General features: G+C 68.1%; 15 protein-coding genes. 9 read left to right on the top strand and 6 right to left on the bottom strand.

The window, feature by feature from the left end; translation table 11 throughout:
• Positions 1–4 precede the first annotated feature (4 nt).
• Genes IEY60_RS16725 through IEY60_RS16710 form a run of 4 tightly spaced genes read left to right on the top strand, consistent with a single transcriptional unit; the run spans position 5 to position 2,989 of the window.
• Positions 5–760, top strand: a complete 756-nt coding sequence (locus IEY60_RS16725) for a prolipoprotein diacylglyceryl transferase (protein WP_189029038.1) — start codon at positions 5–7, stop codon at positions 758–760.
• On the top strand, positions 757–1,164 hold the full coding sequence (locus IEY60_RS16720; RefSeq protein WP_189029036.1) for a hypothetical protein: 408 nt from the start codon (positions 757–759) through the stop codon (positions 1,162–1,164). Before IEY60_RS16725 ends, IEY60_RS16720 begins: the two co-directional genes overlap by 4 nt.
• A 5-nt stretch (positions 1,165–1,169) precedes the next feature.
• A complete protein-coding gene (locus IEY60_RS16715) occupies positions 1,170–2,720 on the top strand; it encodes a radical SAM protein (RefSeq protein ID WP_189029477.1) in 1,551 nt (516 codons plus the stop codon).
• A complete protein-coding gene (locus IEY60_RS16710; RefSeq protein WP_189029034.1) occupies positions 2,717–2,989 on the top strand; it encodes a hypothetical protein in 273 nt (90 codons plus the stop codon). Before IEY60_RS16715 ends, IEY60_RS16710 begins: the two co-directional genes overlap by 4 nt.
• A 14-nt stretch (positions 2,990–3,003) precedes the next feature.
• Here the strand turns inward: IEY60_RS16710 and IEY60_RS16705 are convergent, their stop codons facing one another.
• The 6 genes from IEY60_RS16705 to IEY60_RS16680 are packed head-to-tail and all read right to left on the bottom strand — an operon-like array spanning position 3,004 to position 8,663.
• A complete protein-coding gene (locus tag IEY60_RS16705) occupies positions 3,004–4,611 on the bottom strand; it encodes an acyl-CoA synthetase (RefSeq protein ID WP_189029032.1) in 1,608 nt (535 codons plus the stop codon).
• A gap of 24 nt (positions 4,612–4,635) precedes the next feature.
• Positions 4,636–5,886, bottom strand: a complete 1,251-nt coding sequence (locus tag IEY60_RS16700; RefSeq protein WP_189029030.1) for a hypothetical protein — start codon at positions 5,884–5,886, stop codon at positions 4,636–4,638.
• Positions 5,880–6,431, bottom strand: a complete 552-nt coding sequence (locus tag IEY60_RS16695) for a Cif family virulence factor (protein WP_189029028.1) — start codon at positions 6,429–6,431, stop codon at positions 5,880–5,882. The genes IEY60_RS16700 and IEY60_RS16695 overlap by 7 nt, the downstream gene beginning before the upstream one ends.
• The gene (locus tag IEY60_RS16690; protein ID WP_189029026.1) at positions 6,431–6,658 is read right to left on the bottom strand and encodes a ferredoxin; all 228 of its coding nucleotides are present in this window, start codon (positions 6,656–6,658) and stop codon (positions 6,431–6,433) included. Before IEY60_RS16690 ends, IEY60_RS16695 begins: the two co-directional genes overlap by 1 nt.
• The gene (locus tag IEY60_RS16685) at positions 6,655–7,458 is read right to left on the bottom strand and encodes an SDR family oxidoreductase (protein ID WP_189029024.1); all 804 of its coding nucleotides are present in this window, start codon (positions 7,456–7,458) and stop codon (positions 6,655–6,657) included. Before IEY60_RS16685 ends, IEY60_RS16690 begins: the two co-directional genes overlap by 4 nt.
• Entirely contained in the window at positions 7,458–8,663 is a 1,206-nt protein-coding gene (locus IEY60_RS16680) for a cytochrome P450 (protein ID WP_189029022.1), read from the bottom strand. Before IEY60_RS16680 ends, IEY60_RS16685 begins: the two co-directional genes overlap by 1 nt.
• A 181-nt stretch (positions 8,664–8,844) precedes the next feature.
• Between IEY60_RS16680 and IEY60_RS16675 the strand changes: the two genes are divergently transcribed.
• From IEY60_RS16675 to IEY60_RS16655, 5 genes are read left to right on the top strand one after another with little or no spacing between them, the layout of a single operon-like run.
• Positions 8,845–9,876, top strand: a complete 1,032-nt coding sequence (locus tag IEY60_RS16675; protein WP_229739888.1) for an ABC transporter permease — start codon at positions 8,845–8,847, stop codon at positions 9,874–9,876.
• Positions 9,876–10,742: an ABC transporter permease gene (locus tag IEY60_RS16670; protein WP_189029020.1), complete on the top strand. Its 867-nt coding sequence runs from the start codon at positions 9,876–9,878 to the stop codon at positions 10,740–10,742. Before IEY60_RS16675 ends, IEY60_RS16670 begins: the two co-directional genes overlap by 1 nt.
• Positions 10,743–10,746: 4 nt before the next feature.
• The gene (locus IEY60_RS16665) at positions 10,747–11,805 is read left to right on the top strand and encodes an MlaD family protein (protein WP_189029018.1); all 1,059 of its coding nucleotides are present in this window, start codon (positions 10,747–10,749) and stop codon (positions 11,803–11,805) included.
• Complete coding sequence (locus IEY60_RS16660) at positions 11,805–12,803, top strand: MlaD family protein (protein WP_189029016.1); 999 nt, start codon at positions 11,805–11,807, stop codon at positions 12,801–12,803. The genes IEY60_RS16665 and IEY60_RS16660 overlap by 1 nt, the downstream gene beginning before the upstream one ends.
• Complete coding sequence (locus tag IEY60_RS16655; protein ID WP_268241477.1) at positions 12,791–13,813, top strand: MlaD family protein; 1,023 nt, start codon at positions 12,791–12,793, stop codon at positions 13,811–13,813. Before IEY60_RS16660 ends, IEY60_RS16655 begins: the two co-directional genes overlap by 13 nt.
• Position 13,814: the final 1 nt, after the last annotated feature.

Raw genomic sequence — 13,814 nt, 5'->3', positions numbered from 1 at the left:
CGCCATGGTGCCGCAGCTGATGTGGGGGATCCCGACCCACGGGTTCTTCGTCGCCCTCGGGGTGGCTGTGGCGGCGGTGGTCTTCACGCTGGAGTGCAGGCGTCGCGACGCGCTGCGGGAGGAGTCGCTGGTCGCGGTGACCGGCGCCCTGGTCGGCGGGGCGATCGGGATGCGGTTGTCGAGTCTGGCCGAGACCCTCGATCCGGTCGAGAGCTGGATGTTCGGTGCGCGCAGTGTGCTGGGCGGGCTGCTCGGCGCGTATGGCGGGGTGCTCGTGGCGAAGCGGATCATCGGCTACCGGGAACGAACCGGTGACCTGTTCGCGCCCGCGGTGGCCCTCGGCATGGCGGTGGGTCGCGTCGGCTGTCTGCTCACCGAGGCGCCGGGTCGTCCCACCGACCTGGCGTGGGGGATTCACGCGCCCGGCACCGTGCCGCAATGCCCCGGCTGCGCCACGGGCGCGGCGATGCACCCCAGTTTCGCCTACGAGATCGCTTTCCAGCTCGCGGCATTCGCCGGGCTGTGGTGGTTGCGGGATCGGATCACCACACCGGGGGAGCTGTTCACCCTCTACGTGGGGGCGTACGCGACCTTCCGGTTCCTGGTCGAGTTCACCCGCGCGAACGACACAGTGTGGCTCGATCTGACCCGCCCGCAATGGTTCCTGCTGCCCGGACTGGTCCTGGTCGCGGTTCGCTGGACGATCGGCTACCGGCGCGGGAACTACGACGGAGTACTTCGACGAAAGGTCGCGGCATGAGCTTGCCCCCTGGACCGCCACCGAACATGCCACCGCCACCACCGAACGTGCCACCGCCGGGCGGGAAGCCGCCGGGACAGGGCGGTCAGGTCGCGGCGATGGCGCTGGCCGGGGCGACGACCTTCATCGTGGTGAACGCGATCGCCGGGTTTGCCGTGTTCCTGATCGCCGCGTCGTCGAACGACACAACCGTGGCCAAGGTCCTGCTCGCCCTGACCGCGGTGGTGAGCGCGGCTTCGGCATTCGGGGGTGGTTGGCTGCTGATCCGGCGCAAACGCCCCATGCCCAAGGGATTCGGGATGGGTCTGATGATCGGGTGGTCGTTGGTGACGGTGTGCACGGCGGGACTGTGCACCGCCATCAATCCGGAGCTGTACACCTCCATGTTCGGGATGGCGCGATGAGCGGCATGCCGCTGCGCGGCGACCGGATCCTGCGGTATGTCACCGCGTTCTGCCCGCACTGCCACGACGACGACCCGGAACGTCCACTGGCCGAGGTACCACGGCTGTCGGGCTGGCTGGCCGAGCGGGACGGCCGGGTGTTCCTGGAACGCGGGTGCGCCCGGCACGGCATGGTGCGCACCCTCTACGACGAGGACCCCGAGATCCTGGCCTACCTCGAGCAGTGGACCGCGCCGACCAAGGCGCACCTGCCCGACGTGGCAGGCAACTTCGACCCGGTGCCCTCGGCCTACCTGCGTGGTCTCCCGGAAATGCAGACCCAGCACACCTGCATCCTGCTCGAAGACATCATCGACAGCTGCAATCTGCGCTGCCCCACCTGTTTCGCCGATTCGTCCCCGGATCTGCGCGGCGTGGTGGCCGTCGAGGACGTGCTCGCCAATGTCGACCAGCGGCTGGCGCGGGAGAACGGCAAGCTCGACGTGCTGATGCTCAGCGGCGGCGAACCGACCCTGCACCCCCACCTGTCCCGGCTGCTCGGTGAACTCACCGCCCGGCCGATCACCCGAATCCTGCTCAACACCAACGGCTTGCGGATCGCCGTCGACGACGCGCTGATGGCCCTGCTGCGCGACCATCGCGACCGGGTCGAGGTGTACCTGCAATACGACGGCGTGTCGGCGGAGGCCTCACGCCATCATCGCGGCGGCGATCTGCGTCTGCGCAAGACTCAAGCGCTGGAGCGGCTCTCGGCAGCGGGCATCTTCACCACACTGGTGATGACGGTCGCGCTCGGCGTGAACGACGACGAGATCGGCGCGGTGCTGCGCACCGCGATGGACACGCCGTTCGTCGGCGGGGTATCCATCCAGCCCCAATTCGGTTCGGGGCGTTCGGGTGCGCTCGACCCGATGAACCGGCTCACCCACACCGGTGTGCTGCGCAGGCTCGGCCCGCAGACCGACGGCCAGGTCACCTGGCGCGACCTCACCGCGCTACCGTGCTCGCACCCGCACTGCTGTTCGGTCGGCTATCTGCTGCGCGACGACGCCGGACAGTGGCGGTCCCTCGTTTCGCTGATCGGACACGAACAGCTCAAAGAACAGCTGGGGCTCGTGTCGAACCGGATCGCGGACTCGGCGCTGCCCGCCGAACTACGCCTGGCCGTGCGGGAATCGCTGCTCGGCCTGCTCTCGGATCAGTCCTCGCTGTCGCATCCGGAGATCGGGCGGGTGTGGCAGAACATCTGCGAGAACTGCGATCTCGGCATGTCGACCCTGCTGACGCTGGCGTCCTCGGCGCTACCGGGCCGGCGCAAGCGGCTGCGGGCCCTGCTCGGGGAACGGGTCGTGCGGATCACGGTGAAACCGTTCATGGATATGTCGACCATGATCGAGGAACGGCTCACCCAGTGCTGCGTGCACGTCGGCACCAAGGCAGACGCCGACCAGTGCGCGCCGTTCTGCGCGGTGCAGGCATGGCCCGCGCTGTCGCGGCAGCGGCTGTCCGCGGCGGCGCCCGCGGGCCGGGCACTGCTGCCGGTGCAGGTGCGATGAACGAGCAACGCGGCGTCTACTACGAGGAGGCGGTGCGGCGGCAACCGCACGACCCGCTGACCCTGTGTGTGGTCGCGACCGTCGCCCTGCTGACGTGGTTGATCGGACCGTGGGCCGTGCTCGGCTTCGGTGTTCTCGCCTTCGTCGGTTACTGGCGGGCATGGCGGGCGGGGTTGCGGCGCAGTCGATGCTGGCTGCGCGACACCAGGCTCGTCCTCGTCTACCTGGCGGCGATTGTCGCGATCGGGATGTTCGCCCTCCTGCGGTAACCAGGCGCAGTGGGTCAGTCGGCCGCGTGATCGGCCGCGCGCCCGGCGACGTACTCCTTGGCCCACCGGTAGTCCGGTTTGCCGCTGGGCGAGCGCGAGATGCTCTCGACCACCCAGATCCGCTTGGGCACTTTGTATCCCGCGAGATGCGAGCGTATGTGAACCCGCAGGGCGTCGAAGTCCACCGACCTGCCTGGACTCGCGGAGATCACGGCGGCGACCTGCTGACCCCACCGCTCGTGCGGAACCCCGACGACGACCGCGTCGTAGACGTGGTCGTGCGATTTCACGACCGCCTCGACTTCCTCCGGAAACACCTTCTCGCCGCCGGTGTTGATCACCATGTTGCCCCGGCCGATCAGCGTGATCGAGCCGTCCGACTCCGCGCGCGCCCGGTCGTCGGTCACCACGATCCGCGCCCCGTCGACCGTCTTGAACAGTCGCGCCGTGCGCTCCGGGTCCTTGTAGTAGCCGAGGGGAACCGCGCCGGTCTTGGCCAGCCAGCCCTCGTCACCGGGCGCCACGACGCGGCCGTCCGCATCGACGACGACCGCGCCGCGCCCGGTCTGCACTCGAGGTCCCCGCGCGGGATTGTCGTCCTTCTGCGCGAAACCGATACCGCCGAAACCGGTTTCGGAGGACCCGATCGAGTCCGAGACCATCGTCGACGGAAACTTCTCCAGCAGCGCGTTCTTCACCGGCTGCGACAGCAGCGCCGCACCGGAGGCGATGACCAGCAGCGAGGAGGCGTCCACCGGTTCGGCGTCGAACGCGTCGATGAGCGGTCGGGCCATGGCGTCGCCGGTGATCACCATGACGTGTGGACGCTGGGCGGCGACAGCACGCCACACCCGGACCGGGTCGAAACGCGGCTCGAACATCACCGCATTGCCCGACCACAGGGCGGTGAAGGTGGGCATCATCGCCGCCGCGTGGATCAGCGGCGGCAACACGAACCAGATGCTCGGCACCGCCTGCGCGCCGGTCTCGGACTGCTGGAATTCGTCGCGCACCGGTTCCCCGGAGTAGAAGTCGACACCGCCGCCCAGGACCCGCCACATGTCCTCTTGGCGCCACATGACTCCCTTGGGCATGCCGGTGGTGCCGCCGGTGTACATCATGAACAGGTCGTCGCCGGTGCGCTGGACGGCGGGCCGGAACGGTTTGCCTGCGGCAAGCAACGACTCGTACGGGATCGCGTCAGGGGCGGGCGCGTCGAGGAGATCGTCGTCGACGCAGATGGACCGGCGCACGGTGGGGGTGAGTGCGAGGGCGGCGCCGACGGCGTCGGCGTAGGTGGCGTGATACACCAGCACGTCGAGGTCGGCATTGTCGTAGACGTAGGCCAGTTCCGTCGGCTCGTAGCGGTAGTTGATATTGATCGGGACGGCGGCGAGTTTGAAACAGGCGATCAACGTCTCCATGGTCTCGATGCTGTTGTGCATCTGGAAACCGACGTGGGTGCCGCGCCGGACACCGATCTCGGCGAGCCGGCCGGCCAGCCGGTTGGCCCGGATGTCGAGCTCGCGGTAGGTCGTTCGGCGATCGCCCTGGATCAGCGCCACCCGGTCGGGCATGGCGTCGACGGAGTGTTCGAACAGGTCGGCGAAGTTGTTGGCCATGTCAGTCCATCTCTCGGCGACCGCTCACACGACGGTGAGCGGCAGGGGCTTCCCGCGGTCGGTGAAGGCGAAGCCGGCGCCGGTGCTGAACCGGGTCACGGCCACCTCGGACGCTTCGCGGAAGGGTTCGTCGGCCAGGTCGATCGCGACCGTCCAGCCGTGCTCGTCCACCGCGCCTGCCTGGGCGACGAAGCGCGGGTTCACCCCGCGGACCAGAGCATTCAGGGGGCGCAGGTCGTCGGGCGTCAGCAGGGCGGGCCATGCGCCGTCGTCCAGTGCGCCGCTCGCGCGCGGAAAGCGCAGGCGCACACCCGAGGACACGACCGAGATGTCGATTCCCGTGTAGCTCACCGGGTTCAGTGCGGGATGGACGCGCAGGACGGCGGCGAGCGCGACTGGATCGTCACCGAGCGCCAGGCAGCGCCGGATCCGTTCCGAGGTGAGTCCGGCGATCCCGGCGAACTGTTTGCGCCCGATGCCGAGGGCGGTCGCCGCATCGGCGCGTTCCCGGATCGCGACCAGGAAGCCGAGGGTCAGCAGATGCTGCTGCAGGCAGACCTCGTCGGCCATCCGCCGCAACGCGGAATGCGAGAAATCGGTGAAGCGCAGGTCGCTCAGCAGCGGGCCGGTGTAGTCGGCCATCCCTTCGTCAGCCGGGTCGATATCGGCCAGTTCCAGCTTCGCCGCAACGGAATTCGCCAGGATCGCGGCATTGCGGGGGACAGCGGGCGGAACGTGGGCGGGGTCGATGACGACCGTCCACGCACACACCGGAGTGCGGTCGGCGGGTATGCGAGGAGGGCGGTGCACGGGCCGTACCTGGGCGCGCGGGTTGGTCGCCAGTGCCGTCGCGTCGAAGGTGGGGTCCTCGATGTCGTGGCACATCGCCACCACGAAGTCCTCGCCCATCGGTTCGACATCGGCCAGCGCGCCACAGTGGTCGAGCCAGAACTCGCCGTGATCGTGGTCGTCGACCCGGAAGCGGAAATCCATGAACTGCGGCGGCGCACCGATATCGAGTTGCAGCCCTTTGAAGATCGTCTCGACGCCGTCCCCGGTGATGCCGAGAGCACTCCGCATCCGGCGCGTGTAGACGGGACTGGCCAGCTGCCATTCCTCGATGGCGACCGCGGTCATCCCCTCCCGGCCGAAGGCGGCGATGGTGTGCGCCATGCCGGACCGGTCGATGAGGTGACCGCTCAGTAGCAACTCCGGGACCAGCGCCGCCAGCTGGTCCCGGGACAGGTCGGCGAACCTGCTCACGGGTGTCACCACAGAGACGCGGGAGATTCGCCGACGCGGTACCACCCGGGGAGCGGGTCACCCGACACCGAGCGCTCGATGCGCTTCTGCATGCCGGGAGACAGGGCCCGGTCGGTGATCATGTCGAGGAACAGGGCCGAGACATTGCCGAAGTCGAAGAAGTCGCGCTGCCACGACCATTGGAAGTCGCCGCCGTAGCGGAACCAGCTGCCGCCGATGCCCTCGGGGGAGTAGTGGCGGCCGTCGGGCCGTATGCCCTCGTTGATCTGCTTCCAGAACCCGATGACGGTGCCGCTGCGGTCGTCGACGACGAATTCCTGGTACGGATAGGTCCAGCCCTCGAGGCCCGCCATCTCCTGGCCGAGCGCGAGGTCACGGATCTCCTCGCGCCCCACGGCCATGAACTCCTGCTTGGGGCCGTAGTTCCACCCGTAGGTCGCGTCTACCGTGTACATCTCGGCGAGGGGCTTCCAATCACCCTTCTCCTCGCACCGCTGGTTCTCCACCACCCAGCGCCGAACCATCTCGTCGAGTTCGGCCCGCTCGAAACCTGCCATCAGACTGTGCCTTTCGATGTGGAGTCGGCATCGCCACCGTCGGCGATCGACAACGCTTGCGTGGGACACCAGCGGATCGCGGCCTGGACGGCATCGCGTTCGGCAGGCCCCGGGCTGGGATCGGTGATCTGAACCGTGCCGCGCTTGGGCACCGTGAAGACCGCGGGTGCCTCGTCCTGGCACACCCCGTGCCCCTGGCACAGGTCCGCGTCGACCACGATTCTCATGACGAGCTCCCTTCCTCGGTCGGCAGCGGACGCAACGGCGCCTCGGGCTGCACTTCGACGAGCACCATGTGGGCGCCACGCGGCACCGAGACCACGGTCGCGACCGCGTCGGCCAGATGCTCGGGCCGCAGCATGTACGGGTGACGGGCGAAACCCCAGTCCTTCCAGTCCTGCAGCAGGGGCCCGACGACCTCGGGTGTCGAGTCCATGCCCATGCCCGTCAGGGTGGGGCCGGGGCGCACCAGGGAGGCCCGGATGCCGGAGCCCTCGAGCTCCATCCGCAACTGCCCGACCATGGCTTCCAGGCCGTTCTTCGCCGCGCTGTAGGCGCCGCTGCGCGGGCGCGGATTGTCGGCGCAGTCGGAGCTGATCACCACGAGATCACCGCGCCTGCGCGCCGTCATCCCGGGCAGCACCCGGTGGATCAGTCGCTGCGCGCCGACCAGATGGACCTGCACCTGGTGCAGGAATCGTTCCGGATCCATCTCGCCGACGAGCGCGAATTCGATGTCGCCCGCACCGGATACGAGGATCTCGGTGGGCCCGAGCGCGTCCTCGGCGGCGGTCACGAAGGCGTCCACGGACGCGGCATCGGTGACGTCGAGATGATGGGCGAAGGCCTCGCCGCCACCCGCGCGGATCTTGGCGGCGAGGTCTTCGCACCGCTGTACCCGGCGGGCGCCCAGCGCCACCGGATGGCCGAGCTCGGCCAGGGCCACCGCGGTGGCGGCGCCGATGCCGGAGGACGCGCCTGCCACCAGCGCGGGCCTGCGTTCGGGGTTCGGTTCGAATCGGGGCACTAGCGGACCTCTACTGTGATGGGGAGTTTGGCGAAGCCACGGACATTGGTCGAATGCACGCGCACGATCCCGTCGGGGTCGACCGCGAAACTCGCGACGCGGGTGGCGAATTCACCGAGCACGACGCTCGCCTCGAGCCGGGCCAGGTGCGCGCCGAGGCAGAAGTGCACGCCCGCACCGAAACTCGCGAGGGTGCCACCGTCGTTGCGGTCGATGCGGTAGCTGTCGCCGTCGGTGAAAGCCGCCGGATCCCGGTTGGCCGAGCCGATCAGCAACAGCACCTTCGCCCCGGCCGGGATCGTCCCGCCGTGGTAGTCGAGATCGACCGCCGCGGTGCGGGCGACGATCTGGCTCGAGGTGTCGTAGCGCAGGGTCTCCTCGACCCAGTCGGCGACCAGGTCGGGGTCGGCGGCGACCTTGGCGTATTCCGCGGGGTCGGCCGCGGCCCAGTAGAGGGCATTGCCGAGAAGCTTTGTGGTGGTCTCGTTTCCGGCGACGACCATCAGGAACATGAAGCCGATGATCTCGTCGTCGGTGAGGGTGTCGTCGTCGATCTCGGCTTCGAGCAGCGCCGAGGTCAGGTCGTCCTGCGGCTCGGCCCGGCGCTGGGCGACCATGTCGGCGTAGTAACCGAACAGGCGGATCGAGGCGTCGATCGCGTCGGCGGGCACGTCGAGGACGCCCTCTTCGCGGTGCACCACCAGATCGGCCAGCCTGCGGATCTCGCTGCGATCCGGCTCGGGGACGCCCATCAGTTCGGAGATGACATCCATCGGCAGCTTGCCCGCGACCTCGTCGATCCAGTCGAAGCTGCCGCGCGCGAGGGCGGGTTCGAGATGCTCCAGTGTGATCTGCCGGATCCGGTCCTCCATCTCGGCGACGCGTTTCGGGGTGAATCCCTTGAAGACGAGTCTGCGCATGCGCATATGCCGTGGATCGTCCATTGCCAGGAACGACATCACCCGATGCGCGTGTGGTCCCCACGCCGCCGGATCCAGGGAAACGCCATTGGCGCTGGAGAGCCGATTGCTGTCCCGAAAAGCCGCGATCACATCGGAATGGCGGGAGAGCGCCCAGAAATCGAGATCCGGATTGTGGTAGAGCGGCGCTTCGGTGCGCAACCGATGGTAAGTCGGATACGGATCCTCGTGGAATCGATAGTCGTACGGGTCGAAATGCACGGGCTCCACAGCGGCGCTGGTCATCGCGAACACCCCGGTTCCGATCGGACGTCCCCGACAGCATCGGGACTGATCGGACCCGAAAGAGACACGTAGCTGGACATGTGTCTGGACGCTACCACCGACATGCGCGCGACACAACGGTTTCGGGGGGAGGGTGGCCGGAGGGCCTGCGTGGGTGCCGGGCCGTCGTCTGTGATCAAAAGTGCTGGTACTGAACATATTCTCGCTCACGAGGCGAGGCTGGATTCGGGTAGTTGCGCTCGATCTGGAAGCTGGTCAGCAATCTGGAACAGTGTCTAGAATGTGGTCTAGATCATATGGTACGGTCACCGGCATGGCACGCGTAGACGGCGAAGTCGCACCGGCCGGCGGCGGTGCGGCGGGGCACGGTGGCCTGGATGTGCCGGAGCCGGATCAGGGCAGCGCCGCGCAGATTGTCCGGCGGAATTTCTCCGTCACCGTCCTTTCCAGCGTGGCCACTCTCGGCCGTGCACTGCGAATCGGAGCCGGTGCCGTCTACATCGGTACCGCGGATGCGCTGCGGTGCCGTTTCCAGGTCCACGAAACCCTCGCGCAGGCCTGGTTTCTGATCAGGGTCACGGCGGTACCGAGCATTTTGATGGCCATTCCGTTCGGTGTCATCGTTTCCGCACAGGTCGGCAATATCGTGTCCGAACTCGGCGCCGATTCGATGATCGGCGCGGCGGGCGGGCTCGGTGTCATCAAACAGGGTGCGCCGATGGCCAACGCGATGCTGCTCGGTGGTGCGGGCGCCGCCGCCATCGCGGCCGATCTGGGCGCGCGGACCATCCGGGAAGAGGTCGACGCACTGCGGGTGATGGGGGTCGACCCGGTGCAACGCCTGGTCGTGCCGCGCATCGCGGCGATGATGCTGGTCGCGCCGCTGCTCAATATCCTGATCATCTTCATCGGCGTCGCTTCCGGTTTCGTGGTCGCGGTGTCGGCGCTGAACGTCACGCCGGGCAGTTACTGGCAGTCGTTCGGGTCCTTCACCACGCCGGTCGACCTGTGGGTGTCTCTGGTCAAAGCGGTGATCTTCGGTTTCCTGGTCGTGGTCATCGCCTGTCAGCGGGGGCTGGAGGCCACCGGTGGGCCGCGCGGTGTCGCCGACGGTGTCAATGCCGCCGTCGTGATGTCCATCGCCGCGGCCGTCGTCCTCAACACGGTCATCACGCAGGTGGTCACCATGTTCTTCCCGGTGCGGATGGCGTGATGACAGCGGCTCCCTACTATCCCGTCGGCCTGCGCTGGGTCGGTCGGCTGCGGCGTGCCAGGATCCGGCCGCTCGGCCCGATCGAGTCCCTCGGCTTCGTGCTCGGATTCGCTTGGCAGGTGCTGTCTTCGGTGCCGTACACGCTCATGCACTACCGCCGTCAGACGCTCACGATGGTGACGGACATGACCTGGGGCCGCGGCTCGGTGATCATCGGCGGCGGTGTGGTGCCGCTGATGCTGTTGCTCGGCGCCGCCATGGGCGCCTCCATCGGCATCGAGGCCTTCAGCGCGCTGAACCTGCTCTCGCTCGGTCAGCTCAGCGGACTCATCTCGGCCTTCGGTGTGACGCGGGAGCTCGCGCCGATCGCGGCCGGGATCGGGTTCGCGGCACAGGCCGGATGCCGGATGACCGCCGAGATCGGGTCCATGCGTATCTCCGAGGAGATCGACGCACTCGAATCGCTCGGCATCCGGTCGGTGCCGTTCGTCGTGACCACCCGGGTGATCGCCGGAATCATCGCCGTCGCACCGGCATTCGTCGTCGCCCTGATTCTGAGCTACGCCTCCTGCGCGCTGATCGTCACCACGATCCACGGCACGCCGACGGGAACCTACGACCACTACTTCGATCAGTTCGTGGTCGGCTGGGACGTGTTCGCCGCGACCGTGAAGGTGATGGTGTTCGCGGTGGCCGTCGTGCTGATCCACTGTTACCAGGGCTATTTCGCCACCGGCGGACCAGAGGGTGTCGGGATCGGCTCGGGGCGGGCCATCCGGGCCAGCCTGGTGGCGATCATCGCCCTGGACATGGTCGCCACCATCGTCCTGTGGGGATTCCAGTCTCCCGTCACGTTCACCGGATGATGCCATGCCTGCCTATACCCTGCCCGGAACCGAAGTGGGGCCACGTCGCGCCCGGATACTCGGCGCGAGCGCTGTCGTCCTCGCGTTGCTGGCTCTTGTCGCCTGGCGCGTCGCGCCCGACAGCCGCCCCCCCGACGAGATCCGGGTCGCGCTGCTGGTCGGCCAGATCGGTGCCGGCGTCGGACCGGGGACCGATGTCCGGCTCGACGGTGTGCGGGTCGGATCGGTCGACGCGATCGAGTTCGCCGGACGCGGCACCCAGCGCATCGGCCTGACACTGGACGGGTCTCAGCTGTTCGGGCTGACCGACAAAGTGACCGTCGACTATGCGCCGGGCAACCTCTTCGGCATCAGCGCCGTCGAACTGCATTCCACCGAGGGTGGCGCCGCCTTGGTCGACGGATCGACCGTCGACCTGACCGACCGCGATGCGGGCCGGGTACGCGATGCCACGCTCTCGGCGCTGCTGACCGCCACCGGGCAGCTCACCGACGAGGTTCTCACACCGAAGCTCGTCGAACTACTCGCCAAATTCTCACGCGACCTCGACGCATTCACCCCACTGTTGCAGGCCATCGGCGCGACCGCGCGCTCGTTCGCCGAAACCCAGCAGCTGCCACCGTCGTTCCTGTTCGAACAGTTCGGCTCGGCACTCACGGGCCTCCCACCGATGCTGACGGGCGGTTTGACGCTGCTGTACGCCGACTACACCAACGAGTATCTGAGTACACCCGAGCACCTCGAGAAATTCGGCCGGATGTTCTCCGACATCCAGTACCAGCTGCTGCCCACCGTGACCCAGCTGCTCAGCACCTCCCGGGTGCATTTCGGCGGATTGCTACCCATGGCGACCCTCGTCCTGGACCAGCTGTCCGGGTCGGTCAGCACGCCCGAGCGTTCCGCCCAGCAGCTCGCCGAACTCCTCGCCCGGCTCGGCACGTCCTTCCAGGACACCCCGCGGGGACCGGTGCTGCGCGCCGCGGTCGAACTCGAGGTGGTGCCCGGACTGACCGCGCCGCTGGCCGCCACCCTCGGACTGCCTCCCGTGGCGGGTGGTCGCTGATGACGACACGATCGCTGCTGCTTAGGGTCGCCGTGGCGACGGCGCTGATGGGCCTCGTGCTGGTCGGCGTGCTCCGGGTGATCGAGCGGCCCGTCGACGGCGAAACCGACACCTACACAGCGATGTTCACCGATGCGAACGGGCTGCGTCGCGGCGACGACGTGCGCCTCTACGGCGTGCAGGTCGGCAAGGTGCGTGAGGTCGAACTCGACGGTGCGCTGGCCCGCGTCCGTTTCACCGTGGTGCGCGACCGGGTGCTGTACACCGACGCCACCATCGCGATCCGCTACCAGAACCTCACCGGTTTCCGGTACCTGGAGATCCGGCAACCGGCGCAACCGGGTGGTCGCCGTGACCCCGGGGCGGTCTTCGGCACCGCCGAAACGGTGCCGGACTTCGACATCACCCGATTGTTCAAGGGACTCCAGCCGGTCCTCGCGCAGCTGTCACCGGATGACCTCAACCGCTTCGCGACGAGCATTCTCGCCGTGATCCAGGGTGACGGTACGGGTTTGGGGCAGGCGCTGGGCGCCATCGACACGTTGAGCCGCTACGCGTCCGACCGGCAGGCCGTCCTGTCGACGCTGGCCGCGAACCTCGCCCAGGTCGCCGATCATCTCGGCGGAAAGTCGGGCAACGCGATGAAGCTGCTGACCAATCTGACCAACCTGTTCATCACCATCACCGAGAAACTGCCGGGCCTCGTCGACTTCGCCGCCGGGATTCCCGTGGTGCTGCAACCACTGCGCAGCATGCTCACCGTGCTCGGGGTCACCGGTGAGCGGGACAGAGATCTCGATGCTGCCCTCCAGCGGGCCTTCCCCGATCCGCACGACGCGGTCGCGGCGTTCGAAAGCCTGCCCGGCCTGATCCAGGCCATGGCCCAGGCCGTTCCGCAGACCGGGCCCGACCTCGTCTGCACGCACGGCAACACCGCGACGCCGGAGCCACTGCACGTGCTGCTGGCCGGGCAGGGAGTCGTGCTGTGTCGCCGATAACGTTGCGCAGGAACGGTTCCCGATGTGTTACCCGTGACCCACACGCCGGCGATCTGCGCTGGGGGATCGCCGGACTGTGCGCGGCCGCGCTCCTGTTGATCGCGATCGGCGCGGTGTACCTCACCGGAACCTCGCCCGAGCGCACATATTCCGCAGAGATGACCCAGGCAGGTTCGGTGCGTCCCGGCGACGACGTCCGCATCGCGGGCATCCCCGTCGGCAAGGTAACTGCACTGACGTTGCTGCCCGATCGAGTCCGGATGGATTTCACCGTCGCCGCCGACGCGTTCCTCGGCGATCAGACCACCCTCGACATCCGGATGCTGACCTTCGTCGGCGGCTACTACGTCGCCGTTCTCCCGGCCGGCACGAAACCGCTCGGTGCGGCCGTGATCCCGCAGGAGCGAGTCAACCTGCCCTACAACCTCACTCAGGCCTTCCAGGACGCGGTGGACCCGGTGCGCCGCATCGACGGGAACGTGCTGCGTCAAGACCTGGCCGCACTGTCCACCTCGATCGACAAGAGCCCGCATGCCGTGCGGGCCGCGGTGCGGGCGGCAGGCGATGTGGTCGCCATCCTGGACGAGCAGAACGCCGACATCTCGCGCACCCTGGCCATCGCCGACGAGTACCTGACCGCCCTCGACACGAACGCCGATGTGCTGGCCAAGCTCCTCATCACCCTGGGCACTTTGGAACAGATCATCCAGACCAACAAGGTGCAGGTGGCCCAATCGCTGCGAGACCTGGCGGTGGTCCTGCAGGACGTGACGCCGCTGGGCCGGGCCTGGGATGCCTCGTTGAAGCAGCGCGCGCAGCCGCTGGCCGACGCGATCCCCGCGCTCGAACAGCTCGGCGGCCGGCTGGGGGAGCTGCTGGATGCCGTTCGCGCGCTGCAACAGCGGTTGCTTCCGCTGCTGCCCGCCGACGGCGGAGTGACCGTCGACCAGTCCGGTGCGACCATCCCGGTCCCCGCCGTGTGCATTCCCCTACCGGGAGGCGGGTGTTGAC

The sequence above is a fragment of the Nocardia rhizosphaerihabitans genome, assembly GCF_014646295.1.
In the GTDB taxonomy this organism is placed as follows: domain Bacteria; phylum Actinomycetota; class Actinomycetes; order Mycobacteriales; family Mycobacteriaceae; genus Nocardia; species Nocardia rhizosphaerihabitans.
Note: the sequence above shows the minus strand (reverse complement) of the source record. Positions and strands in the feature narration are given on the sequence as shown.